This window comes from Paenibacillus lacisoli (assembly GCF_030580655.1).
GTDB lineage: Bacteria > Bacillota > Bacilli > Paenibacillales > Paenibacillaceae > Paenibacillus > Paenibacillus lacisoli.
Genome location: NZ_JAUQTB010000002.1, coordinates 567,249 through 593,310, shown reverse-complemented (window position 1 = coordinate 593,310; position 26,062 = coordinate 567,249). Strand labels below are relative to the sequence as shown.

Genomic DNA, 26,062 nt, shown 5'->3' with positions numbered 1-26,062 from the left:
GCTGCTTGAGATGCCCGTACTGCAGTTATAACGGGACCAAAGTGCTGGACTCCAGGCCTGCGAACGAGAACCGTTCTATTCGCCGCCGCAGAGAATGCGAGAAGTGCAGCCGACGTTTTACGACCTTTGAGATGGTGGAAGTTACGCCGCTAATGGTCATTAAGAAGGATGGAAGCCGTGAAGAGTTCAGCCGGGACAAGACGCTCCGTGGTCTTATTCGTGCTTGCGAGAAGCGTCCGGTGTCGGTAGAGCAGCTGGAGATGATCGTCTCTGAGGTGGAGAATTCGCTGCGCAATACTGCTGCTGCCGAGGTCGAAAGCCAGGAGATCGGAGAGCTGGTGATGGAACAGCTGTATCCGGTGGATGAAGTGGCCTATGTCCGCTTCGCATCGGTCTACCGTCAGTTCAAGGATATCAATATGTTCATGAAAGAGCTGAAGACGCTGCTGTCCAAAAATCCGGCCGACGAATAACGTTGGTCGGGTTTTTGTATAATTAGCTTTTTTTAAAAAAAGCTTGCCAACTTGCTGACGTTTATGGTATATTAATCAAGTCGGAATAAACAGACAACTGCATACGGGGCCTTAGCTCAGCTGGGAGAGCGCATCGCTGGCAGCGATGAGGTCAGGGGTTCGATCCCCCTAGGCTCCATACGTAAATAAACCTTGTAACGCTTGAGATTTCAAGCGTTTTCTTGTTTTTTAAGAATGCGAGTATAAATCGAAATTAGCTATCTGGTAACAATCCGGTAACATAAGAAAAATAATACTCTTGAAAACGAAAAATATAACAAAGGGATAATAAAAAAAGAACAAGCATGGAAGCCTGTTCTAAATTATTTATCGGTTATTTCGTCTCTGAATTTCTTCAGTAATGCTCTTTGCATACCGGGTAACAAATGAGAATAAATATCCAACGTTACTCGTGTCGAGCTGTGACCTAATCGGAATGACAAGGATTTAATATCTGCTCCTGATTTGACACTTAAACTTGCATGACTGTGGCGAAGTTCATGATATGTAACCCGTGTTACTCCAGCTTTATCTATGATTCGATATAAGCTGCGCCTTAGATTACTCGGATTCATTGGCGTTCCAATATTGCTTGGACAGACCAAATTCATGTCTTGATAAAGAGTACCGGAAATTTCTTTGTCTTTTTTAATGCGCCGCTTTTGGGCTCTAAGGACTTCAACAATTTCTTCATCAATTTCCACTGGGCGATTTCCGGCATTTGTTTTCGTTCCGTCACTTATTGCGCAATCGTCATCCTCATGGTCAAGTGTCCGAACAATGTAGATGACTTGATTATCCAAGTCAACATTATCCCAAGTTAGTCCAAGCGTTTCTGCCTGCCTCAAGCCGCAGAATATGCCGAGATAAATTGCACAATAAGTCGGGTCGCCTTTAGCAGTGCTTAGGAATAAGTTAACTTCATCTGGTTTTAGAATTTTGTGGTTAGCTTGTTTTGCCTTGGGAGATTCGATTTTAGAAGCAATATCGCGCGGAATTCTCTCATCTCGGTAGGCTTGAATCAATGCCATCTTTAACACTTTATGCGTATCATGGACAGTTCGGCTAGATAATTTAGTATTAGTAGTGACTTTTTCTTTACCATTGAAAATCACTTTATTCTTCTTTTTGAGCGTCTTGTAAAAGTCTGTAACATCATCTTTTGTTAGATTAAAAAGCTCAATATGTCCGATTTCTTCGATTATGTGCCTAGCTCGATTTTTGTAAGATTCAAGTGTCTTCTTCTTCAGGCGAATTTCTTTATCGCTAAGCCACTTTTCAATCCATTCTTTCAACGTAATCTTTGTGGGTTTAATATATTTTCCTTTCATTTGTTTGTTTTTCGTATCAATTAAATCCTTATAGGCTTCTTCGGGGTTTGAATAACTTTTAGATTTAACCTGTTTTCTTTTATTTGTTTTGGGGTCGTTCGTTGAAATTATAAAGTAATATGTTTTCGTTTTGGTATCCTTGCGTTCGTATACGCCTGGGTATTTTTTAGTTCGTGCCATGTTGAAATTACTCTCCCTCCGTAATAATTATTCGAACAATGATTGTTCGGCTTTTCTTTGAGAAGTAAAAGATTAGCTCGCTGTACAAACAACGAGATAGAAAATTTGATAAATAATAGCGTAATTTTTAATCGTGTCAACTGATTTATGCTGTTGAGTAATCCTCTCCCTCAAACCAGCGCAGGAATGAATCTCTGCAAATCCGATAGCTATTACCAATTTTCACATAGTGAAACTCGTTTCGTTTCAGTTGTTGATATGCTTGTACTCTGCCAATGCGTAGGAAATTTGCAACATCTTTTACTGTCATGGCTTTAGGCAAATCTTCTTTGTTTATATATGTCTCTGTTTTTTTTGTCATAATCGTATTCCCCTTTTTCTGCTGGTAAATTTGCTCAATTATGTTTTTGAGCTGAGTCTGATTACTTTAGCAAAAAAAAGAAGCAAACCGCAAGAGAGTTTGAGCTTGGAAAAATATATTTTTTTGTACATGTAACTACCTTGCTATTTCAAATTTTTTATGCTAAAAATGTCAAGTGAATTGCATTTATTTAAGGGAAGATTCAAAAACGATGGCAAAATGATACTATAAGGATGATATCTCCCTCCAATTATAAGGAGGTTATTTGTCGTGAAATTAACGAAGTGGCGAATTACTTATGAAACCGAAACGAATCCGATAACGGGAGAGAATCAGGAGTACGCTAAGATACCTACTGATGACGATACAGTTATCAACGTCGAAAGCGCTAAAGAAATTCAAGCTCGTAGAAGATATTTGAAAGTGCAAGCTTATCGGGAAAAAGGCAGAAGAACAGAACCATTTACACAAACCATGCCTGCCTACGAGAATAAGGTCGTAGGGAAATATTCACCAGAAATGTTGGAGTGCTTATTCAGAACCTTGCCTTATATGAACTATAATAGTGACAAAGACACCAATTCCGACAAATTGATTAAAATGAACGGTATTCCATTGAATGATACGACGTTAGCCCAGCTGTGGGGAGTATCCAGAAGCACTGCAACAAAATACATTAAACAGTTTGTTCTGGATGGGATTTGGGGAAGAAAGAAACCAGAAGGTTTAACTGGAAATGCCTATCGATTTGAGAAAGAAGTATTTCTAAGAGGAGCCAAAAACAAAAAAGCCCCATTTACCAAAAAGATTGTTCTGGTAAAACTTAAAGACATTATAGACAAGGCTGACAGAGAAAGAGCACGTATTATTAATCACCCATATAACAAGGAAGAACGAGAGTATTCCAAACAACTTACTTCATTTCATCCTATTGCTTTACTAGGAGCAATTTTAATAAAGACAGATTATAAATCCTATTTCCTCCTCAATAATTCTCCAGGAGACGTTATTGTAAAGTCGGATGAGACTGTTCTTGAAGTGTTGAATTCAACCTTTAAAAGCAGAAGGTTCAAATTTTTGAAAGTTTATCAGATGTGGAATTTGTACTCAAAAGCCAAGTCAAATAAATTGTCGGGAAAGCAAAAGATGGAGTTAAACGCATGTTTGTATGTGTTAAAACGTGTAAAGGCTTTGGGGGTTTGGGATACTGGAACAAGACCATACTACATTGTAAATCCTTTTTTAATTTATGTTTCACCGCATATCAAATGTGATAATCATTGGTATTCATTTATCGAAAGCTTATTTAATCTTGCAGAAAACTAAAAAACAACATGGAAGCAACCCTCTTGTTGCTTCCATGTTGTTTTTTACATCAACGAAACTACGTACATTCCTGTACAGTAACCGACAAAACTACGTATAATTTTGTACAACAAAATTTGGCTGGATATTACTGCCACAGGAGAAGACGACGAAACTCTACTTTATATGTCATTGTAGGAATCTAAAGATCTAAATTTTAGAGTTAAAGAGACGTTCAAGTACGTTTATAAGGTGCGGTTGCATCATTGCGTGAGTGACCTAGCAACTGAGTCAAATATTGATTCATTAGCCAACGTTTTTGCCGTTGCAATAATTGTTCTGGGCTATATTTGGGCAGTTCTATCCCATCCTGTAATCTATCAGGGTTAAGCCTCGTGTCTGTGCTTACAAATTGCATGATAGCAGCGGTGAGCTGCTCTTTACTCCAGTTCTTGATTTTTCGGGTATGCCAGATTAAACATGATTTTCTGAAATCATGTACACCGCAGTATTTTACTTTCCCAAGTGCAGCACAATGCTTTACCAGGGCTCTTATTTGTTTCTCCGTCATTTTATGACCCCAGATATTGGTGTGTTTATTAGGGATAAATGGCTCGAGGACTTTGAGCTTTTCTATAACAAAGGGAGGGAGCGGGAGCACACGAGGACGATTATTTTTGTTCTGATTTTTTTTGTTAAGATAAATGCACTGCTTATCAAAATCCACTTGTTCAAAGCTAATTTTAAGCACCTCGGAAATACGAGGACCTGCGTACAACAAAACGTCAACCAGAGTCTCTTCATATAGACTGTAATGCTTGGCAGCTTGTCTTGCAATAATCTGAGCTTCACGGAGGGTGTATCCTACGCCTCCTATACTCCCACGTCGACGTTCCGCTTTACGAGCAATAGGAATCATGCTACGATGTTTGTCATTTACTAGCTTAGCATGACCTTTAATACCGGCTTTTACGGATGATTCGGCAAGCTTGTTAATGGCACTGACATAGGCTGATATGGTTTTCGCTGAACGCCCTTTGTCCAGTAACGATTGAACAAAACTTCCCACCATCCTTGGCTTAATGTCTCGGAGAGAATGTACCTTGTCGAAGTTTTCGTAGCAATATTTAAAGAAAGGTGCGACAACTTTTTTTATAACGTGTGAACGTAAGCGAGGACCAAATGCCGTCGACCCCAAGTTTCCCTTGGTTCCCTTTCTTGGCATCTTTTTTCGTACTCTTTCCCTCTGAATATCGCGTCACCTTGGAATTAGCGATCAGCACGTTATCCATATCAGCGTGCAATCTTATAAGTTCTTTCCGTTCTTTTTTAGTCAAATGGTCGATTTTTCGTTGTTTGTTACTAATTTTTGATGTTCTATTTAATTTAACTGAGTTTAAGTATGAACTGTTCTGTAAATCTATAATACTATCACCTCCTTCGGGTGATAGTATACACAATATATTCTGTTGTAGGGGAAATAGAGAGAGTAGTTTTTGAAATCGGCTTATCTGTGCATAGCATTGGAGTTTCTTGCAGTGATAAAATAAATGGCAGTTTGGTCTACGAAAAAAAATTTTTTTGACAAACTTTATTCATCCAAAATTCGAAGCCAGATGCTTAAAGCGATTCAAAACAATAAATCCCACAAATCTTTTCCTTTATCAATAATTAAACGCCGACCAGATGAAATATTTCATATCTCTGTGAAACCTTATATACAGTACTTTTCCAAAAAGTATAAATACAAACTCCCCCTCTACCTGCCTTATGAAAATCATCGCTTGCAGCGACGATTCTTCAACGTCAGATAAAGGGGGATATAATGGTTCTGTCGTTTCACGACATTACCCTGAGACAGCCTTATCCAACGAAAAAAAACATCTAGCCTCATTAGTGCTACACGCTGTCGATCTGCCTGAACATGTCTCCCTAAAGCAAGAGGAAACGTCCTCCCATAGTTACAATGCCTTCACATTCGAAGGCTAACGTGGCGTGGTGACCAAAATATATGTTCAAGCAAGAAGGAACCTCGACAGTTCCCTTTATAAAGAAGGTTTTACTAAATAAGTTCGTGCTCCTTCATACTATAATAATGAGATGAAGAAACAATAACAGAATCAAGCAATTCAATGCCGATAAGCTCTCCGGCTTTTTTTATGCGTTGGCTTATCTCCAAGTCCTCGGATGAAGCAGTTACATCTCCACTGGGATGGTTATGGCAGAAAAGAATGCTGGCGCTATTTGAAAGAATAGCTGCTTTATACACCTCACGAGGATGGACAATAGCTGCATTCAAGCTGCCGATGGCAATCGTTTGAATAGCTGTCACCTTGTTTTCGTATCCAAACAAATGAGGATACAATGCTCGCGATCCTCTTCTCCAATGAATGCTTTTGCCAACTCGAACGCATCTTGAGGCTTTTGGATACTATTTGTTTGATACGGCAAGGTGCGTTCCCTCACCACACGCAAAGAGATGACGTTCAATCTTTTCATGCGTGCTTCTCTCGGAATTTTTTTCATCGGCTGCATGGGACAAGTCTCCTTTTCAAATTTTTGATTATCTTAGATAAATCCCACAAATATAATATTCGTGGCGCACTTCCTCGCTATAAAACGGACGAAGCTTATCCGAACATTTCTGCTGGATAAATTAAGCTTAAATCTGAGGATATTATAGTGGCTAAATTAAGCTTGTCAATTCTTTTTGTTGACAGCGTTTTTTTTTAATTTACAATGCTGATTATGAAAAGAAGGTGATTAATTATGTATCAGTTTGTGAAGGACTTGGAGTCCTTAAAATGTCCAATCCTCAATATAAAAGAACGTGAGCTTTCAAAAGATAGTAATTTTCGGAAGAAGCTTTATTTAGAGGAATCGGATATAAGACCTGAATATGGTAAAGAGTTTTTAGAACAAGATTATGTTGTTTTTCCGGTATATCGAGATGCGCGAATGCTCCCATTAGGTTATGGAGCTAAATATTGTGATTATCGTGTCAAAGACCATGGCGGCGGTTTACTAGAAATCGTTCAGGAATACGGGAAACTGGAGGTTAATCCACAAGACACGCGGTATACAAAGGCGACAATTGACTCATCTAAGCCCCGTTTTTTCTGGTTCTATTATGATAAAGAAGAGGGACGTTACAAGCATGAGAATAATGAGGAACGCTGGAAAAGTAGGCTGGATGAAATAAATCAAATTAAAGAACAACCGTACATACATAACCTGATTTGGTGCTTCTATGATTTCTACGAAGAATTCTGGATGCGCGACTTTATTTGCACCGAAAAGAATTAACTCATATATGGGACTCTTTAGATGACAAACAACATGGCAAGCCTGTCGCTCTCCTACACAGCATGATAGAGCATGTATTTAAGCCTGCTTATTTCGTTCACCCACTTGAAGGAAATCAATATCCAAACGTTGGAGAAATTTATGAAAGATTGCAACCAACCAAAAAGTTTAGTAGTCGAAATGAACTTCGTATTCAAAAAGAAAAAATGATTGCGAGTGCTCAACAAGCATTTGCGGTTAAAGGGGCTAGTCAAGTAACATCCATTTTTGATTACTGCATTTATTATGTTAATAAATAAAAAAATGCAAAAAAAGAGTGCTCGAGAAATGAGTCTCTTTTTCGTTGAAAGGTCAATTAAGAAATAAAGACATGTACTGGGGCTTTGCCCCACACCCATCCTCGCCGGAAGCAGGTGGTCTATACTTAGACCACCAATTCGAAGGATTTGGGGCTTGAAAAGAAATCAAGGGTCGAGATGAACTCGCCTTGCTCGCCCTTGATTTCGGCATCATACGAATTAAAAAAAGGATTACATGAATCCCCTTATTATGGTACTTTATACCTAATATATTTTCATTACTGGGAGGATCATATGTCGTTTGTTCAAGTGAAGGATATCAAAATACATTATCAAATTTACAAATCTCAGTATGCAATGGATACACTAGTTCTCATTCATGGTGTAGGGTTGAGTATGGAATTGTGGGAACCTATACTTCCCTACTTCCTTCATAATTATCATGTAGTTATCTTTGATTTACGAGGGCATGGGGAAACCGAAAGAGGGATGTCCGATTTTAGTTGGGAATTGTTTGTAGACGATATAAATAAATTGATGGAATTTCTGCACTTAGAATTCTTTCATCTAATTGGACACGGATTCGGTGCAACTTTAACGATGAAGTATAGCCAGAAGTATAAAGAAAAAGTAAAAAGTATCATCCTCCTAGCTGTTCCAGCTTTTTTTCCAAGAAAATCTATTGATGCATTGATTGAAAGTCGGAAGGTACTGTCATGTAGTGGTTCCATGCTGCCCCTCGCTCAGAACATGGCAAAAGGAATTACGATGGAGCCGTCAGATAGCAGTATTTTTCAGAAGATAGTAAACGCGTATTCAATGGTGACACCTGAAACCTATTTTCAGATTTTTGATTTGTACTTGGATACACCGCCAAATGGAGATTTTGAGTGTATTACACACCCTACCTTATCGTTAGTGGGCGTTCATGATCCGATATATTTGACTTCGTATACGTTATCTTCAAAATTATTGATTCAAACGAGATTATTAGTTGTACCTCATTCTTCGAATGCCGTATTTATAGACCAGCCCAAATTAACGGCTGAATGGATTCATGATTTTATACAAAAACCCATTTTGGTCAGGAGCAACTACGGCTCATTTGAGAGTAATGGAGCTGTAAGTGTCATGGATTATTTTCATGAAGTCTATGAAATTGGAATCAATAAACTAGGTAAGCAAACGATTATACAGGTCGATTTCTTAACTGCATTTCGTGTAAGTATAAATAACGAATACATATGGGATGGTTGGAATCAGCGTTACGCCAAAAGTTTATTGCTTTTTCTTACATTTAACCAAACTACTACGCGTGAGCAGATTTGTGATTCCTTATTTCCTGAAGTCCCTTTAAAGCAGGCATTAAATAATCTCAAAGTATATTTAAACTACTTGAGGAAACTAATTGAAATTGATGAGTCCAATAACTCTATATTGATGACTGATAAAGAGCATGTTGCTATTCGTGGGAGTTTACGATCCGATGTATTAAAACTCATCAGTGACTTGCAAAAAGCTCAGATTGAGAAGAGTAATGATTTCAAATTGAATTTATGTAAAGAAATCTTTAATTCGCTGCCAGAAACCTTACTCCCTGGACTTTATGATGATTGGATAAATCTATACAGGGATAAGTTGGAGAACCAGATTGTTGATTTAGCAAAGGAAGTGGCTGAGATTGAAAGAGATAGGGGGAATTTGCAAAGCAGCATCTATTTTTATAATGTAGCGCTAAGATACCATCCAGAGGATGAATGGCTATATGATGAGACAATTTTATTATATGAGCAATTGAAAAACGGAGTTGAACGACAAAAGGGAAATAGAATAAGGAAAGAAAAAATGGGAGGGTCTTAACAGACCTTCCCATTTTTTATCAATATCAAATTGTAATGAATGCTGTAACCCTGGTGTAACGATGGATTGTATAAAATTAGTCAACTGCTCTTCTATCTTTCCATTCGTCAATTTCTCTTGGATCAACATCTAGAATTTCGCATATATGCAAAGCGATGTTTACTGTAGGCATTGTAAGCCCATGTTCAATATTTTGATAATGTTTCAAGGAAACATTAATGGCGCGGCTTAGCTTTTCTTGGGTCAGGTTTTTAGCATTTCGCGCGGCGCTGATTTTCATAGGGAAACAACTCCTTGATCTATTTCCCTAATCGTAGACAATTCGCAAACTTTTAATAACATAATATAATTGGCGAATTATAATACGTGTATTATAATGAGTTTGTTAGGTGTTATGAATTTAAGGAAAAATAATTAAACAAAAGGAGAGTAATGAAAATGACTAAACTTAAAAGAATTAAAGATGTGACAGTTGGAGTAATTCTTGGTGGAGTATTATTCTCGGGGGTATCATATGCAGCTTCCACGAGCATTGATGTAAGTTTCCAACCATTGAAATACTTCTTTGACGGTGTAGAGAAAACAGCGCCATCAGACCAGCAAGGTTTTGTTTATAAGGGAACAACTTATGTGCCGCTTCGCTTCGTGTCGGAGGCATTGGGAAAGAAAGTTGGGTATGATGGGAAGACTTCTTCCATATATGTGGGTAAACAAAAAGAAGGTAGCTTTTCATATATGGAACAAATGAAAGCTTACTCAAACCAGTCTAAAATCGGTGAAAGAATAATCGAAACTTTTACTTCAAACACTGGAGACCAATATCTTCATGGATATGAACTGCCGTTTTTTAATGGCGAAACTGGTGGTAGTTCGGATGAAGAGACTGGTTGGGGATTTACTAAAGAATATCTTTTGAATAGTCAATATAAGGAATTCCAAGCTCTACTAGTTCCAAGTGAGGAATGGGGCACGGCGCCATCACAAACTGATTTTAGTGGAAGCTTAGAAGTATATGTTGATGATGTATCTGTTTATAAAAGTGGAAAGATAGCTTCTAATATAACAGAACCAATCAAAGTGAACGTTGACCTGACAGGAGCTAACAAAGTTAAAATAGCTTTCAAAGGAGACGGCACATATCATGCCGCAACTGGCGGATTTGGTTTAGTTGAAGCGAAGTTTTTCCAATAGATATTAAGGTGATTAATAAATTTGAATCATACTAACAAGTAATTTAAAAAGAACGAGCACTTTGCAAAAGCAAAATGCTCGTTCTGTAGTATTAATAACTTTTGTAAAGGAGACAGAGATGAATAATAGATATTTGATAATTATGGTTGGTCTCGCATTTTCGTTGCTTGTAAGTATTTTCCCTTCGACCACAGACGCAGCAGATATCAAAAAAGCAAATATAAAGGTAGAGAGAATTACAAAGCATACTGATACCAAATATGATGCTGTGAAAAGTTTTGATTTTTTGCCTTCAGGTAAATCCGTTCTTTTGACAATCAACCCTCAAATACAAGTAAGCTATTTGAGCTTCTATGACAAGGGCAACAATCTGAAATATAAAATTACTGGTGGTAATAACGAACAGATCAGTTATATGTACTGGAACGGGATGATTTTTGTAGAAATCAGTTCAATATATAACACATCGTATTCCCGATTATACGCCTATGATGAAAAAACTTTTAAGTTAATCTGGAAACGTGAGTTCAAAGGATTTAGTGTTGAACTTCGAGATGTCGCAAATAACAAATTGTTGTTAAAACGTCTTCTTGCTAATGATCATGAGGATGTGATTTATTATCTCAATCCAAATAGCGGAAATACAATCACAACACAGAAATATCCTTTTATGGAATGGGAGTTCGGTTACAGCCAAACCCAAAATCCTTCAGGCTATTTGGTCACATCACAGATATATAAGTTTAAATACCAATTAAAAAAGGGCGAAGGGCAAGTTGATGATATTTTTCAAGGATCAGATGGTACCGTATATTTAGTGACGGGTCCTGATTATAGTAGGAGTATAGAAGAGTCTCAAAAGTACTACCCAGGAACCTTTACTGGAGTATTCGCAATTGATGGGAAAACGAATAAGCTGAAATGGAAGAAAACATATAGGATTCATGCTGGTGAAGGTAATATCTTTTTTAATGAAAAGCAAGGTATATATTTGCTTGATGGTTCTGAACTTCACTTAATAGATAAAACAGGAGTTGAGAAATGGAAGTACGATTACTATGAGAATGAAAAATATGATCCATTAGTACCTACTATTTATTTCAATGATAGTGGACTGATATTCTGGGACAAAGTAATTCTTTCATCAATAACCGGGGAGAAACTTGCTGATTTTAATTTTGATTTCCAGAATATTATAGGTGTATTGTATTGGATGGATACAGAAGGAAATTTCTACGCGAGGGGCGGGGTTGGAAAGAGACTTTCAGATGGAACATTCTCACCTAGTAACTTAGAAACTGTTTATTACAAATTCAAAATAAAGAATTTATCTGAGCTTATCAAATGAGTGATGTTAGTTGGGCACGGTGTTATCGACTGCCTTGACATACCTAGCGTCGTATCAGGTTATCCAGATGGGACATTTCGTCGGATGCAACTGTAACGAAGGAAGAGTTTATAAATTTGCTATTGACTGCAAAGTCAATAGCATCAAATACAGTCGTCAGTAATTCCTTCTCGGATGTTCCTACGTTAACGTGGTCTTATTCAAAAAGCAGCTTTTCCGGCATCTTTAGTGCCCTTGAAGAAGGGCAGAAATTCAACCCAACATTGTCAGTTACGTGTGAACAAATGGCAGTTTATGTAGTAAGAACTCTTAAGCTCCCCTTATCCGAAAACCTATAGAGCTTTATTGATGCTGAAGACATCACTGACTATCCTGAACTGGTACTTACTGCTGCAACAAACGGAATAATCGGTGTATATCAAGATGGAAGCTATAAACCGAAAGCTTACTTGTCACGTGCTGTAGTAGCGATGGTTTGGATTCCAAAGAAATTTAATAAAAAGTAAATACTCCAATAGACTAGTTAGCCTCGATAATTCGGGGCTTTTTTCCTATTGAAAGCAGGGTTTTGGAAGAGCTTGGTCGAATTAATAGAGATCATGTCATATGTAAAGTGAATTTAAACATAAAGACATGGGTTCAGTTTCCAAGAAAGGAGTCAAGAAATGGCTGATAGTTCAAATTTCCAAGATAGAACAAGCGCAGATAAAACATCAATCGGATTTGATTATCAATTTTTCTATTTTATAGATTTGTTATTAAATATGAAGATTGATCAAAAGATAGGTTACGAAGTAAAAGATGATATTCATATAGAATTAGATTCGAAAAACCATATATTAATGCAGACAAAGCATACTTTAAAAACTAATGCACAAGGTCAAACTGTAAATTTGACTGAACGGGATGGTGATTTATGGAAGACAATACATAACTGGATAAAAGTGATTAATGATAAGGATGAAAAAAGAGAATTTATCTCGGAACAAATTCAGTTTATGAATCAAACAAAATTTGTGTTGATCTCAAATAAAGCTAGTAGCACCAATAATCAACTACTTAAAAAGATAGATGCCGTACAGAAAGATACCTTAAGTATCTTAAATTTCCAAAGTTATTTAAGTAAGCTGATTTCCGAAACAAGCACTAAAAAAGCTGATGGAACTGGAAATAAGTTGAAAAATTATATGCGAGAACTTGTATCACAAAATGACGAATGGCTAAAGAAGTTCTTATCCAAAATTGAATTTCAATTGAATCAAGATGACTTGATACAAAAAATCAAAAATACAATTCGCGTGAAGCTTTTTGAGGTGGATGAATATAGGATCAATAATGCGCTTGATTGCATATTCAGTAATTTGAGTATTTGGAAATATGAAAATGTAAAAAAAGGTGAAAAGATATATATAGATTATGAAGAAGTAGAGACAAAACTTCACAAATGCTTTTTAGTTGCTAGAAATAATAAACTTCCTAAAAGAAAATTTCAGTTTGATTTACCAAATGATTTGGAGTCTCAAATTTTTATAAAACAATTGGTAGATATTAATGATATAGATCCTTTAGATTTCGTCCAAATGGCAGAATACACCACATATAAATTAAATATCTTGAAACATTTAGAATCCTGGAAACAGGCTGGTTATATTACTGAAGATGAATTAGATGATTTTAACGAAGAATGCGTCGCAATATGGAAGAACCTACATCGAGCAGCCCATCGAACAAGCCGAGGTTTAATCAGAGATAATGAACCAATCCCTGAATTAATCAAAATGAACGCTTTGAATTGTCTAGATAACATCAGAGACCAATCAGTGAAGATTGATGACGAAGAACTTAACATTAAAATGAGTAACGGACAGTTTTATCACCTTTCTGATAATCCTTCTATAGGGTGGCTTCTTGATTGGGAGGTAAAGTACAAAATATGAACCAATCTAAATATTTTTATAATAACGAGGCATTTGGTATTGTAGCAATTGCATCGGTACTTAAATATTCAAAAACTCTTCCATTATCGAAAGCCTTATTAATACTTCCAACTGTTGCACATAAAGAAACTTTAAATTATTTAAAAAGAGCAAATAGTGATGTGAAAAGTATTGAGCAATTAATTATTAAGAAAGGTAATTTAGTTACGAATTTCAACAGTAGATTTCAATCATTACTTCCAGTTTCGATTAACTCAATTAATATATTGTGTGAGATGAAGTATGTTAAGTTCGTTGATGAGCATTTATCATTACTGGATGAGTCTAAATTTAATTTTAGTGAACCAAGTTTAGGGGGGCGTGCAAGAGCCATCGTGCAAGCTTCCTCTAAAATTACGGTCTTACTACAAAAAAATGCAAATGATTTATATTTGCAATTGAGGGTGCAATTATGAAATTTCATATAAATGAACTTATTATGTGGATGAAAAATGGTAATGTGCGAAAACTATTTTTTAAGCCCAATAAGGTTAATATTGTGACAGGTGAGAGTAATACTGGGAAAACAGTGATTTGGGCAATTATTGATTATTGCCTATTTTCAAGTGAGCCTCAAATCCCTGAGGACATAATTAATGAAAATGTTGATTGGTATGGCATCAATTTTAATATCAATGATGAAGTATATACCATTGCTCGAGAGGGGATTAATCTATTTGGTACCCCCTCAACAGAGTATTATTTTTCAGGAAGTGGTGAAATTCCTGAAAAGCCCGAAAAAAACATTAACGAAGACGAAATAAAAAAGTATATGGAAGCACAGTTTGAAATTAATGATAAAGTAGTAATCCCTTATGGAGGCAAGGAAATAAGACAAGGATCTAAAATATCGTTGAGGTATTTTTTATTGTTCAATACTCAAGGGGAAAATACTATCGTAAATAGTGATACCTTTTTCGATAAACAAACTCAACTGAAATATAAGGAAGCACTTGAACGTATTTTTGATTTGTCTATCGGGATTGATACTGTAAGAGAGACTCTAATCAAGGAGAAACTTATCAGTTTAGAAAATGAAAGAAAGAAAATGTCGAAAAAATCTATTGCTCTAGAGAAAGAAAATAAATTGTTTGAAAAAAACATGAGAGATTTATTACTTAAAGCAAAAGAATATCAGCTTATCAGTGACTTGTCGAAAAGTTTCGAAGAGGAATTAAATGAAATAAAGCATGTAATCTTACAAGAGAATGAAAGCATTCCCTCTACAGAAATTAATGATTTTGATAAATTAGACAAACAGCGCTGGGAACTAATTAAAAAGATAAAAAAGTTAAAAAGATTTGAAAATGAATACAATTCATATAAGTCACTTATAGATAACAACATCGACAGTTTACAGCCAATAGAATACATTCATAATAATTATTCAGAAATTATTGAGACACCACTTGTTAAAGAGTTTGTTTCTCAATTGAAAGTAGAATTAAATGAAATAAAACGTTCCATCAAGAAAAAATCGCCTGTTAAAATTGACGTGAAGTCTCAACTTAATTCTTTACAAACAGAACTGTACAAAATAAATACTGCTATCAATCTATTGCCTCAAAACTACAAACAATTCGATAACCATAAGCAGAAGTATGTATTGATTGGTGAAATTAAAACTAGGATGCAAATTTATGAAAAAGATTGGGAAGAAGAGAATTATGACACACAAATCCAGTTACTTTCGAAGGAAATAGATGAATTAAAAAAACAACTAGGTAATCGTGAAGATAAAAAAGAAGCTGTAATTAGGTTACTGCAAGAAATTATTCAAGTCTATCTCGATAAATCAGAAAATGCTTTGGCAAATTACGCAGGATTTAAAGCGGTCTTTGACCATCGAGACAAAAAATTAAGACTTCAAAAACCGTTCTCTACTGTTGTTGAAAACGTTATTGGCAGTAGTTCAAATCATTTGTTCTTACATTTATGCTTGTTTTTGGGGCTTCATGAACTCATTATGCGACAAGAAGTACCATTTGTTGCTCCTTTTTTGTTTCTGGACCAACCAAGTAGACCTTACTACGATAATAAAGCGGAAAAAGCCAAAAGTGATTCTGATAGAGCTAAAATAACAATTGCAATGCAATTGTTGAACGATTTTGTTACTAGAGTTAACGATGAATTAAAAAGAGAGTTTCAGTTTATTGTTTTAGAGCATATTCCATCTGAGATTTGGACTGAAAACAGTATGAACAATTTTTATTTAGTAGAAGAATTTAGAGATGGTAATAAGCTAATACGTAACGAAGATATTAATCATAACCATCCCCCTAGTCAGGAGTAAAGTTGATGCCCAACGAATTTGAAATTAAAAAACTAACAATAGAGATTATAGCATCTTTAGTTTACAAAAAGACACAAATGTATGAGCTTATACTTAGACCAGCAGGAATTAGTGATAAGTTCTTCGGGAGTCTTATGAAAAAACGTAATGTAGATGGAAAGCTCCTTACAAAAAGAGATATGGGAGTGATTATTGTTAATGAGTTGGAAAAGAAACCTGAATTTCGAAAAAATATCAACTCAATTATAAAAATAGCAGCGAACTGGAACCAGTTTCACTTAACAGATAATGAGATGCTTGCAAGAGCTACAGTTCAAAAAGCTAGAGAAGTTATGAATGTTATAGATATAATGGCAGAAAAGGAGAAGGAATACCTAGCAGAAGAAAGGGAGAAGGAAAGAAAAAGATTAGAAGAGGAAAGACGAAAAGCCAAAGTTGAGTGGGAAAGTGAGATTCAAAATCAATCAAAACTTCTCTTAATGATGTATGATGAACTTGTTCTGATGAAAAATAATCCTCACAAAAGAGGTTTAATGTTAGAACAATTGGTAAATATGCTTTTTAATGTCTATGATATTGCCCTTATGCAAAGTTTTCGACGTAATGAGGGTGGAGAACAAATTGATGGAGCATTCAAACTAGATGGATGGCATTACCTGGTTGAGATGAAGTGGACAAGTCAACTCACGGATATGAAACAGTTAGATTCATTATATGGCAAAATTGCTCGTTCGGGAAAACAAACTATGGGTTTATTTCTTTCGATTGGTGGATGGTCTTCACATGTGGTTCCTTTGATGAAACAACATCCAGACAAATCAATTTTCCTGATGGATGGTTTTGATTTGAGAATGGTACTAACTCAGGAGATATCTCTTATTAATATCTTGCAAAGGAAAATAGCTAAATTTAACATTGAATCAGAGCCTTTTTTTAGTGCTCGTTCAATACTATATTGAAAAAGTATTGCCAATGTTCCTTATTACTTTTTTGTTTTAGTTGTGTTACATAGCGATTAGATGTTTAAGCGAAAAATCGTTAAACATTAATTTTGACTATAATTAGTTTTAAATTTAAATGGGGGAATTATATATGACTGAGGTTTCTTATGAAGAAAGGTTTCTTTCTACATTATTAGATTGTCTTGAAGTAGATGATGAAACTGAGTTATATAATATTATTAATCAATCTGAAATTGTTATTCATCACGATTGGAAGTATTCTGGGAAAAAGTCGAATCAAAGAAGTGCGTATGTAGAATTGAAAGTACCAGTAAAGTTTAAAAAAATCGTCGCTACGTATGATGCTAGAGATAAATTAAGTAATTACTGTTCTGATATTTACGTTGATGATGATGCTCATGGATTTGTAGGAATTAAACTTGGGACAACGATGAATAAAGTCGTTGTAAGACGAGATCTCTCAGGTGAATCGACACATTTAGAGAAGCATAATAATTATGAGAATCTAATTCATTTGACCTTGAATTCTGAAATGAGCGAAATAGAAAAAGCATATATTTTTGAAGCTTGTGAATGTGCTATGAGAAATAATCGGATTGCCGCTGCAACCATGTTAGGTTGTGCAGCAGAGTATTTGTTGTTGCAGTTATGTGATGCTTACCAAGAGTATTTAGAATGTGGAAATGGAACTCAGAATGAAATTGATAATTTCAAAAGGAATGTTATTAATGCGAAAAGTGCATATACACGCTTAGATGAGTTTGAAAAAAGGGTTGAAAGTAAAATTGAGTTATTTAAGAGATTTGGGTTTGAAAATCCTAAACTTAATTTTAATTTCCTTGATATTATTAGACAAGTAAGAAATGCGTCGGGACATCCAACTGGTAAGAAAATATCGCCTGAAGATTTAAATACGATGTTTGGCAATTATCAGTTCTTTATTCAAAAAGCTCATCTTATGATTAAACAGCTCCCCAATATATAAGAAGCATATTGGCGGACTTCAAATCTATTTCTTATGGTAACTATGTGGTAACAATTCGGTAACAAACAGCCGATATACCCCGATAATCTTCGATAACCAGAGATAACAATGATGTCCCAGAAGCCTTACTAGACGACGCTTTTGGGACATTCTAATAACCAGAAATAACGAACGGCGGACACTGGCAGCGATGAGGTCAGGGGTTCGATCCCCCTAGGCTCCATATTAAAAAACCTTGCATAGCAAGGTTTTTTTGTTTTTCTTTTTTAGTATCTGAGAAGAGTAAGTTGATTAAAATAACTCCAGCACCTTTGATCGTCTGGGGAATAGGAAGATGGAAGGCATGAACCAGAATTAGCCCATTTCCGATACAGGTCTTTAAGACTATTAAAAGAATAGGATGGACATCAGTATATGATGTTTGGGGCTAACACGGAGTATGCGCTGGAAGCTGCTTACGTACCTTCGGAGGCATTTGTCTCGACGGATGCAATGCACTGGAAGAAAATTGACTTTAAACCGGGAGAGGCGATCCAGGACCTGGCTTGGGGAACCAGCGGTTTTGTTGCGGTAGGCCGGGAAAATGTCTTCACATCCACTGACGGGAAGAACTGGAGAAAAACACTTAAGCTGGGGAACAACTATGGTTCGCACCCGGTTCGATACGTCAAAGATACCTATTTTATTTATGGCTATGAAGAAAAGAAGGTTTACACGTCGAAGAATGGCTCGCAATGGACAACAAGTACCCTCGATACGAAAGCCAATATCCATGATTTGGTATGGTTGAAGGATCATTATCTGGGTGTCGGCAATGGAATTTACACATCCAAGAACGGACTGCATTGGAGCAAACAAAATAAATCGCCAAGCGGTGTCAGTCTCCAATCCGTCTTTACTAATGGTAAAACATATATCGCTGTCGGACAGGTCCAGGTTAATGGCTCAAGCCGACAAGTGTCCTATACATCCAGCGATAGCGTGAACTGGAAGCAGCATGATTTATCCAGTCTGCATGTTACGGTATATACGATGTATCCTGTTAACGGCGGGTTCGCCGGTTTGGGTTCTTACAACCAGGAGAGTCACCCTGACGGCACTTATTCCATCTATACAGGTGATGGGGTGAAATGGAGTTACAAGCTGGCAGGTACATCTTTTAGCGGAGACTTTACCGCATTAGCGACCAATGGCAGAAGAACCGTAGCTGTAGGGCATGAGGGCAGTATTATTTACACCGATAATGGTACACAGTGGAAGAGTGCGACTCCTTTTTCTTATAAAGAAAGGCTGGGAAGAGCGAGTTTATTCGATGTTGCCTATGGAGCCAATAAGTTTGTCGCAGTCGGCAATGGCGGGGTTTATGTGTCTTCCGATGGTGTCAGCTGAAAACAGGCGAAGGTGACGTTCAAAGACCAGTTTGGTGATTTGAGCCAAATATTGTGGACCGGCAAGTTTTTTGTCGCCTCCGATCAGGTGTATGGTGTATATATCTCCAAAGACGGACTGTCCTGGACCAAGGTGAGCAGTGTCAGCAAATCCGATTATTGGCTTACTTCCATGGTGTCAGACGGGAAAAGGGTAGTCGCTGCCTTCCAGATCTATAATAATGGCAATCAATATACCAAAATCATGCAATCGACGAACGGGACGACATGGACAGCACTGGCTACGATAGGTATTAATGAAGTGCAGCTGGCCTGGAACGGGCAGCAGTACATGGCAGTGTACCCGTACGACCCTTCGAAAATGTGGATATCCAAGAATGCGAGGCAGTGGTCGAGATCTGCCGCTAACCTGGACTACAATGACAACTTTGAATTTGTGACGTCATTCGGTGGAAACTTCTTTGCTTTCAATGATTCGATCAAAGAGGTGGATGGGGATTATGTCACTTATAATGCTTACTACACTTCAAGAGACGGTGTAAAGTGGAAGGAAGTCGCCGTTCAGAACAAATATGATTTTGACCTGAATGGCGATGAAATGATGCTGGATGGTATCAAAGCGTACGGAAAATACATTTTTGTTGGAGCTTACGGTCAGATTATGTACACGAATGAGCTCCAATTTTAATGAAGCCACTTTCACAGGCATCTTGCGAAAAACCCGCTAACTCGTTAGCGGGTTTTTCCTTGTTTGGCGGATAGTAAAAGGAAATGTAACACTGCCCTTTATCGGAGGTTTATTCCTCATTTTCCTCAATTTCAACAGTTACTGCATTGGAACGGACGTTTCCAGGAATACGCCGGCCGTCTGGCAGCACCGATACAAATTGCAATTCGGCTGTGTTGACAGCCACCGATTTAGGTGGTTCGAAGCAAACGATAGCCCGATAGGTAACAACGAGGGACTCCCCTGGTGGAAGAGGCTCCAATTCAATACCGGTTTCGGGAGTAGCCAGCGGACGGACTGTATGTTGAACCATTACGCTGCCTGCTATCCATTCCAGTCCAAGCGGTGCTGGGTCGATCAGATGGAGGTTCTCTATTGGAAAAGGTGTGGAGTTGTTCACCCTGACGGTATACTTGATTTTATCACCTAAGACGGCTGCAGATTTATTGGCGCTCTTGGTAAGGCTCGGCGTACCTGGGCCTATTGCTCTTACTTGTACTTGATTGGTTTGCTGATATCCGCTGAATGTCCTGCCGTCTGGCAGAGAATAGGTGAATAAAATTTTTCCTTGGTTAATGATGAAACCGCTCGGTGGAATAGCAATTACACGTACGTGAAAGACAATATCGGCTGTTTCTTCAGGGCTTAATGAACCGATAGATATTCCGCTGATTGGCGTGTCGCCGGGCATGGGCATTTCCTCCATAAGGACACTGTTCTCTGCAAAGACGGTTCCTTCCGGAAGTACATCTGATACAATAGCCTCAAAGTTAGTATTTCCTGTATTGCTGACGGTAATGGTGTAATGAATCACATCGCCAATCGTCACCCACTGTTGAGCCGCCCGTTTGCTAGCTGTAATAATCGGCTGCTGAACCTGTACGGATACAGGATTTGAGTATCCTGCAAGCTGCTGTGCACCAATAGTGTAGTCGATCCTCGATTGATCTCTGATAACGTCGATAGGAATACCGGAGGTCACGGTTTCTTGGAAGGTAACGATCGTACTGCCCCCTGCCGGGATTGGACCAATATCGAATCCTTCAGAAGGTACGGCGCTAGGAGCCGGGTTGCTATTAATCTGAACACTGCCTGCCACAAAACGGACTCCGTCCGAATTAATATCCAGTAACCGTGCGCTTGTTATTGGTGTTCCCGTGGTATTGATAACCTCAACAGAATACGTAATAATGTCCCCAATAACGGCTGTTAAAATATTTGCCGTTTTGATGACTTCAATATTCGTGATTGGATCCTGAACGATATTAGTATTGGACACAACACTATTAGTCAACGTCCGGCCGTCCGGCAGCTCATAACTAAAGTTGGCTGTGGAAGTATTGAGGATGAGCTGATCGGGCGGTGCAGAAGTAAAGGAAACCTGGAAGGATACAACAGCTGATTCCCCGGGTTGCAGCAGCGGGACCGTGATGCCGGTAAGAGGGCTCTCCGTTGGATCGCTTACTGCGTCTACAGCAGCTGTACCCGGGATGAAGGTTACGAATGGTGATAGCGGATCCAGGACAACCGGTGAGACTGCAATATTTCCAATGTTTCTTAAAAATACGTTATAGTTAATGGTTTCACCAAGAGTCACAGATTGAGGGTCAGCTGATTTGCCGATCACAAGCAGTGCTTCAAATACCGGGACTGTGACTTCATCAGAAGTGCTGCTGCCTGTCGTTGTTCCAAATGTAAAAGTAGCTGTTGCCTGATTAATCAGTTCCGGCGGAGAAGGTAGTGAATCGGCAATAACCTGGAATGTGACCAGGGCGCTTCCGGAACCAGATATCGTTCCAACGTTTATACCATTCGCGGGATTTACACCTGGTGTTGGTGTTCCATTAACGGTAACACTGCCGGAGACAAAGGTTGAGCCCTGAGGAAGGGGATCGTTGACGACGACATTAGTGACCGTCCCTGTGCTCTGATTCTCGATGAATACTGAATAAGTGAGCGTTTCTCCAACGATAACAGCTGCAGGAGTTACGCTTTTAACGACATTGACCAGCGGAGAAGATACCGGAATAGTCAGCTCATTGGAAACGGCAGTACCTGTGAGTTCACGTCCGTCTGGCAGTTTATAGATAAATGAAATATCTGCTGTATTCCGCAGTATACCATCGGGAGGAGAAGAGGTCACCAGAACCTGGAACGTAACCGTCGATAGCTGGCCCGGCTGAATAATGCCAGCTGCTATGCCTGACACGGGATTCGCAAAGGGGACATTGCTGCCATTCACACTGACACTATCAGGTACAAATGAAGTCCCGAGAGGAATAATATCTTCCACTATGACATTAACCGGGATATTTCCGGTATCCTGTACCTTTATTGTGTACGTAATCGTGTCACCGACATTAACTTGACTTTGATCAGCGCTTTTCTCTGCGACCACTATCGGCTCATACACCGGTATTTTAACAATATTCGAAGGTACCCATACGTCAAGTACAGGGCTTGAAGGATTAGGCTGGAAGGAATAGGAAACCCGGCCTTGATCAACAAGAACCGCGGGTTCTGGGATGGAAGTAACTTTGAGCCGATATATTAATGTTACAGAACCTCCCGGCGGAATATCTCCTACTGAGATGCCAAGGAAGGGGTTTTCACCCGGTTGAGCCGTGCCGTTAATAATTACACTGTTAGCTTCAAAGGTGGTTCCAGATGATGTCTGGTTGTCGAAAAGCACTGCATTCTGAGCAGGAACTTTCCCGGTGTTAACAACTCTGATTGTATAAGTAATAATATCGCCGACGACGGCGTCGTTTTGACTTGCTGTTTTGGATACTTGCACAAGCGGTTGATCGATGTCAATCTGAATGCCGTTAGCATTGACAAGGTAACCATCTCCTGAAGTCGTAAGTCTCAGATATGCAGAAGTCTGATTACGTTCCAAAGCAGCTGATCCATCCACATTCGTGATATCGTAGCCTTGACGACCTCCCACAATATTGCTGCCTGGTGCTCCATTCACCTGATTACGGTTACCAAAGGTGCCTGAGGTATCGAGGCTGCCATCATCTTTGTTAATTTGCGATGCGAAGAAATTGTTCGCAAAGTTATTTGGCCCAGACAACACTTGGAGTGAGTTGAGTGTGCGTCCAAACAGCGCCTGATCCCCAGTCTTGTTGGCATCACCTTCTTGAGCGCTAAGCAGGATCCGTCCTTTGATCGAGCCGCTAACGGGTGTGGCAAAACCGGTGATGACCGTATCGACCGGTCCGGAAGCTGCCTGAATGACTGTGGCGCCCACCCTCAAAGATAAATTGCGCAGTGGCAGCGCTGGATTCTGGTAAGCCACTGCCAGTGTCCATCCGGCGTGATTAGAGGTTGGATCCGGGATAACAAGTGTACCTACTACATTTCCAGTCGTATAATTCCCGGCACCACCCAGAACAACCAGGTCCGTAACGTCCGCTGAACGAGTATAGGCAAATCCGTTCGGGAACCCGCTGCTTACCGCAAGCAGAACATTAAACGAAGTAGCAGGGGTAGGTGCCACACGGTAGGTGCCGGCTGGTGTTGTGAACGTCACCGGCTGATCGATAAAACCGCTAAGGTCGACACCATTGTTAATGTACATCCCACCCCAAATCAGTTCGGCATACAGGACGCTGCTCCCTGCAGGAAGGCTTAACACCGCCGCTGCCGAGTTGCTCTGGAACAAGGAGGTTGTTCCCGGCGGATACGTACCGAATTGTGAAGAGGTACTGGTTGTAATAAAGGCACCAATACTATCCACGGTACCTGGCACCCCAACCCGTTCGGAACGGCTTAAGCCGAGCGTGTTGCCGGTAAAAGTAAGCGCACCATTGACATTGAGGAAGAAGCGGTTTACAAAAGTCATCGTTTTTTTCTCTCCTTGTTTTTCGATATCCAGCGGCTTCTTCGCCGCAGACGCTGGTTTTTTTGTCGTGAAGATGCTCTGGTATGGCGGGATGTTCTGCGTGGACGGGAAATTGCGGATTTCTTCTCGATAGTTTTGGCTTCCGCTTGACTTGGGGATATCTGTTTATATGGGAAATCGGCTTCTTCTAATGTGTGTTCGGCCTCCCGTTTCACAATAAGGTCTTGCGAATTATCAGACCGATGACGCTTAGGCAGTTCGTTGGCCCAACCTTCGTCTACGTGATGATAAGCCAGATCCTGCAGCTCTTCTCGAGTAATATCTTTTTTGACCACTATCAGATGAAGGTAGATTTCATCCACCACGTTCATACAGGTTCTTCGAAACAGGACTCGTTCCTCCAGATCAAAATCAGCGGGGTCATAATTGCTCGTATAGAAATAATGAATTTTAACCAATCGGAAATCCATATCCATTCCCTGTTGAGGTAACCATGTGTTCGTTAATGGCGGTTCATATCGAAAGACCTCCTCCAGTTCCTTGACATACAGTTCTCTGGAAGGTGTGAGATAGAGCGGTGTAAGTTCGCTGAAAAGACTGCGATAGTGTGGATTTTCTATATTTCTGAAGTTGTGGGCATAGGGAGCTAGGATGGTAACGACTGCCTTATGCCGGCATATCCGGTATATCTCCTTCATCGTTTGAATCAAATCTGGAGAATACTGCAGGTAACGGATCGCCAGCACGGTATCGACAGTATCGTCCGCAAGAGACAGAGGACTCAGCAGGTCCCATTGTTCATCGGCTTCCGTCTGACTGCCGTTACCAATGCCATAGTAACCAGGCATTTTATCGTTTCGCGTGGTAAGTCGAATATTCATATGGTCTCCCCCTTCGCAGGCTGTGCCGGACACAGGGGTGTGCCTATTCCGGAAGCTTCGATTCCATTATATGTATTGGGGGAATTGATCATGCTAACTGGACATTTCTTAGGAACAAAGCGAATAAGAAGCTAAATCTGCCTTTCCATTTAGTCATATTCTGGACATTCTCTGAATCGCAATCTTCAAGAAAACCCGCTTTCTAACCCTTTCATAAAACAGCAAAAGCAGAATAGCACCCGCGGGAAGGTGCCATTCTGCTTTTGCTTTTATTACCGTGTGAGAAGGGGATTAGCGCTGAACAGCTTCTCCGCTGAATACAGCCAGATCCATAGGCGCAGCCATGAAGTTAGCCGCCTGCTGAACGAAAGCCTGGAAATGAGCGCTTGTGTTGTGTGCAGCAGTAGCCGCTTCATCTTTCCAAAGTTCGATCATGGTGTAATGATGTTCCTTTTCCGTGCTTTTGGTCAAATCATAGCTGATATTGCCTTCTTCGCTGCGAGTAGCAGGGATCAGTGTTTGTGCTGCTTCCAGGAATGCTTGCTCTTGTTCAGGTTTTACTTGCAAATGGGCATGAATAATAATCATGAATTTAACAACCTTTCTGTAATTGGATTATAGGGTGCGGCAGATGCAGTGCTGAATGTTTATTTCCAGGTGGTAATCGTTTCAACGGGCAGACGGTAGGACGGGTAACCTTCTTTGGCTGCTTTACCAATAGAGATCAGCATGATCGGTTGGTAACGATCCTTGTCCATATCGAAGGCTTCAGCAATCTTGTCTTTCTCATAACCGCCGATTGGATTGGTGTCATAACCGTGAGCGCGAGCTACCAGCATCAGCTGCATCGAAGCAAGGCCGGAGTCAATCAGGTTGACGTCACGCAGGTCGCTTTCGGACATTACGTTATAGAAGCCTTTAATTGCATTTAACTGATAATCCTTAATATCCTGCGGCATATAGCCGAGCTCGACAGCCTTGTTATAGATTTCGTCGAGGTACTCCTTGTTGTTCATATCCATGAATACCGCAATAACAGCCGATGCTGTGGTAACCTGTGTCTGATTGAAACGAGCCAGCGGTGCCAGCTTGGCTTTGCCTTCTTCGCTGTCAATGACGAGGAAACGCCATGGCTGCAGGTTGACGGAAGATGGCGCGCGGGAAGCCTCCGCCAGGATTTCAGTCATTTCTTCGCGGCTGATTTTCACTTCAGGATCATAGGCCTTAACGGAACGGCGTCCGAATGTAATCTCATTAAAATCATTAGATCTTTGAACTTGTGTCATGTAATTCATTCTCCTTCTGTT

Annotated in this window: 25 protein-coding genes and 1 tRNA gene; 16 read left to right on the top strand and 10 right to left on the bottom strand. The window is 39.2% G+C overall.

The annotated features are described in order from the left end of the window. The first annotated feature begins 5 nt into the window (after positions 1-5). Both nrdR and Q5741_RS06635 read left to right on the top strand, forming a co-directional pair. Positions 6-473 (top strand): transcriptional regulator NrdR, encoded by a 468-nt coding sequence (gene nrdR / locus Q5741_RS06640; RefSeq protein ID WP_305023264.1) that lies wholly within the window; start codon positions 6-8, stop codon positions 471-473. 105 nt (positions 474-578) lie between these two features. Next, positions 579-651 (top strand) — tRNA-Ala (locus Q5741_RS06635). A gap of 184 nt (positions 652-835) precedes the next feature. Here Q5741_RS06635 and Q5741_RS06630 read toward each other — a convergent pair. Next, positions 836-2,023 (bottom strand): tyrosine-type recombinase/integrase, encoded by a 1,188-nt coding sequence (locus tag Q5741_RS06630; RefSeq protein WP_305023263.1) that lies wholly within the window; start codon positions 2,021-2,023, stop codon positions 836-838. Between the two features lie 145 nt (positions 2,024-2,168). Further along, positions 2,169-2,384, bottom strand: a complete 216-nt coding sequence (locus tag Q5741_RS06625) for a helix-turn-helix domain-containing protein (protein WP_305023262.1) — start codon at positions 2,382-2,384, stop codon at positions 2,169-2,171. Positions 2,385-2,654: 270 nt separating this feature from the next. On the opposite strand from Q5741_RS06625, the gene Q5741_RS06620 reads away from it, so the two are divergent. Beyond that, positions 2,655-3,710 (top strand): hypothetical protein, encoded by a 1,056-nt coding sequence (locus tag Q5741_RS06620; RefSeq protein WP_305023261.1) that lies wholly within the window; start codon positions 2,655-2,657, stop codon positions 3,708-3,710. A gap of 214 nt (positions 3,711-3,924) precedes the next feature. Here the strand turns inward: Q5741_RS06620 and Q5741_RS06615 are convergent, their stop codons facing one another. The 3 genes from Q5741_RS06615 to Q5741_RS06605 all read right to left on the bottom strand — a co-directional run bounded on the left by Q5741_RS06615 (position 3,925) and on the right by Q5741_RS06605 (position 6,224). Beyond that, positions 3,925-4,761 (bottom strand): site-specific integrase, encoded by an 837-nt coding sequence (locus Q5741_RS06615; RefSeq protein WP_305023260.1) that lies wholly within the window; start codon positions 4,759-4,761, stop codon positions 3,925-3,927. Between the two features lie 990 nt (positions 4,762-5,751). Beyond that, positions 5,752-6,021 carry a JAB domain-containing protein gene (locus Q5741_RS06610; protein WP_305023259.1) on the bottom strand — a complete coding sequence of 90 codons (270 nt, stop codon included), beginning with the start codon at positions 6,019-6,021 and terminating at the stop codon, positions 5,752-5,754. Next, positions 6,018-6,224 (bottom strand): MPN domain-containing protein, encoded by a 207-nt coding sequence (locus Q5741_RS06605; RefSeq protein WP_305023258.1) that lies wholly within the window; start codon positions 6,222-6,224, stop codon positions 6,018-6,020. The genes Q5741_RS06610 and Q5741_RS06605 overlap by 4 nt, the downstream gene beginning before the upstream one ends. Positions 6,225-6,458: 234 nt before the next feature. Between Q5741_RS06605 and Q5741_RS06600 the strand changes: the two genes are divergently transcribed. The 3 genes from Q5741_RS06600 to Q5741_RS06590 all read left to right on the top strand — a co-directional run bounded on the left by Q5741_RS06600 (position 6,459) and on the right by Q5741_RS06590 (position 9,154). Next, positions 6,459-6,995, top strand: a complete 537-nt coding sequence (locus Q5741_RS06600; protein ID WP_305023257.1) for a hypothetical protein — start codon at positions 6,459-6,461, stop codon at positions 6,993-6,995. 62 nt (positions 6,996-7,057) lie between these two features. Further along, positions 7,058-7,294 carry a hypothetical protein gene (locus Q5741_RS06595; RefSeq protein WP_305023256.1) on the top strand — a complete coding sequence of 79 codons (237 nt, stop codon included), beginning with the start codon at positions 7,058-7,060 and terminating at the stop codon, positions 7,292-7,294. Positions 7,295-7,588: 294 nt separating this feature from the next. Then, positions 7,589-9,154: an alpha/beta hydrolase gene (locus Q5741_RS06590; RefSeq protein WP_305023255.1), complete on the top strand. Its 1,566-nt coding sequence runs from the start codon at positions 7,589-7,591 to the stop codon at positions 9,152-9,154. 76 nt (positions 9,155-9,230) lie between these two features. Here the strand turns inward: Q5741_RS06590 and Q5741_RS06585 are convergent, their stop codons facing one another. Beyond that, positions 9,231-9,434: a helix-turn-helix domain-containing protein gene (locus tag Q5741_RS06585; RefSeq protein WP_305023254.1), complete on the bottom strand. Its 204-nt coding sequence runs from the start codon at positions 9,432-9,434 to the stop codon at positions 9,231-9,233. 158 nt (positions 9,435-9,592) lie between these two features. On the opposite strand from Q5741_RS06585, the gene Q5741_RS06580 reads away from it, so the two are divergent. From Q5741_RS06580 to Q5741_RS06540, 10 genes are all read left to right on the top strand, one after another. Continuing rightward, positions 9,593-10,345: a stalk domain-containing protein gene (locus Q5741_RS06580; protein ID WP_181586573.1), complete on the top strand. Its 753-nt coding sequence runs from the start codon at positions 9,593-9,595 to the stop codon at positions 10,343-10,345. 118 nt (positions 10,346-10,463) lie between these two features. After that, the gene (locus Q5741_RS06575) at positions 10,464-11,693 is read left to right on the top strand and encodes a hypothetical protein (protein ID WP_113053392.1); all 1,230 of its coding nucleotides are present in this window, start codon (positions 10,464-10,466) and stop codon (positions 11,691-11,693) included. Between the two features lie 344 nt (positions 11,694-12,037). Further along, entirely contained in the window at positions 12,038-12,199 is a 162-nt protein-coding gene (locus Q5741_RS21660; RefSeq protein ID WP_113053413.1) for an S-layer homology domain-containing protein, read from the top strand. Positions 12,200-12,358: 159 nt separating this feature from the next. Continuing rightward, positions 12,359-13,630 (top strand): hypothetical protein, encoded by a 1,272-nt coding sequence (locus Q5741_RS06570; protein ID WP_113053393.1) that lies wholly within the window; start codon positions 12,359-12,361, stop codon positions 13,628-13,630. Further along, positions 13,627-14,085 (top strand): three component ABC system middle component, encoded by a 459-nt coding sequence (locus Q5741_RS06565; protein WP_113053394.1) that lies wholly within the window; start codon positions 13,627-13,629, stop codon positions 14,083-14,085. The genes Q5741_RS06570 and Q5741_RS06565 overlap by 4 nt, the downstream gene beginning before the upstream one ends. Positions 14,086-14,108: 23 nt before the next feature. Then, positions 14,109-15,962 carry a DUF3732 domain-containing protein gene (locus Q5741_RS06560; RefSeq protein ID WP_305023253.1) on the top strand — a complete coding sequence of 618 codons (1,854 nt, stop codon included), beginning with the start codon at positions 14,109-14,111 and terminating at the stop codon, positions 15,960-15,962. Between the two features lie 5 nt (positions 15,963-15,967). Next, a complete protein-coding gene (locus Q5741_RS06555; RefSeq protein ID WP_305023252.1) occupies positions 15,968-16,921 on the top strand; it encodes a hypothetical protein in 954 nt (317 codons plus the stop codon). 133 nt (positions 16,922-17,054) lie between these two features. Then, positions 17,055-17,909, top strand: a complete 855-nt coding sequence (locus Q5741_RS06550) for a hypothetical protein (RefSeq protein ID WP_305023251.1) — start codon at positions 17,055-17,057, stop codon at positions 17,907-17,909. A 414-nt stretch (positions 17,910-18,323) separates the two neighbouring features. Beyond that, on the top strand, positions 18,324-19,298 hold the full coding sequence (locus tag Q5741_RS06545; protein WP_305023250.1) for a beta propeller repeat protein: 975 nt from the start codon (positions 18,324-18,326) through the stop codon (positions 19,296-19,298). A gap of 39 nt (positions 19,299-19,337) precedes the next feature. Continuing rightward, complete coding sequence (locus Q5741_RS06540; RefSeq protein ID WP_305023249.1) at positions 19,338-19,985, top strand: hypothetical protein; 648 nt, start codon at positions 19,338-19,340, stop codon at positions 19,983-19,985. A 109-nt stretch (positions 19,986-20,094) separates the two neighbouring features. On the opposite strand, the gene Q5741_RS06535 is transcribed toward Q5741_RS06540, so the two are convergent. From Q5741_RS06535 to Q5741_RS06520, 4 genes are all read right to left on the bottom strand, one after another. Then, complete coding sequence (locus Q5741_RS06535) at positions 20,095-23,874, bottom strand: hypothetical protein (RefSeq protein WP_305023248.1); 3,780 nt, start codon at positions 23,872-23,874, stop codon at positions 20,095-20,097. Continuing rightward, on the bottom strand, positions 23,871-24,755 hold the full coding sequence (locus tag Q5741_RS06530) for a class I SAM-dependent methyltransferase (protein ID WP_305023247.1): 885 nt from the start codon (positions 24,753-24,755) through the stop codon (positions 23,871-23,873). The genes Q5741_RS06535 and Q5741_RS06530 overlap by 4 nt, the downstream gene beginning before the upstream one ends. A gap of 291 nt (positions 24,756-25,046) precedes the next feature. After that, positions 25,047-25,343 (bottom strand): putative quinol monooxygenase, encoded by a 297-nt coding sequence (locus Q5741_RS06525; protein WP_305023246.1) that lies wholly within the window; start codon positions 25,341-25,343, stop codon positions 25,047-25,049. Positions 25,344-25,402: 59 nt separating this feature from the next. Continuing rightward, positions 25,403-26,041 carry a nitroreductase family protein gene (locus Q5741_RS06520; RefSeq protein ID WP_305023245.1) on the bottom strand — a complete coding sequence of 213 codons (639 nt, stop codon included), beginning with the start codon at positions 26,039-26,041 and terminating at the stop codon, positions 25,403-25,405. Between the last annotated feature and the right edge of the window lie 21 nt (positions 26,042-26,062).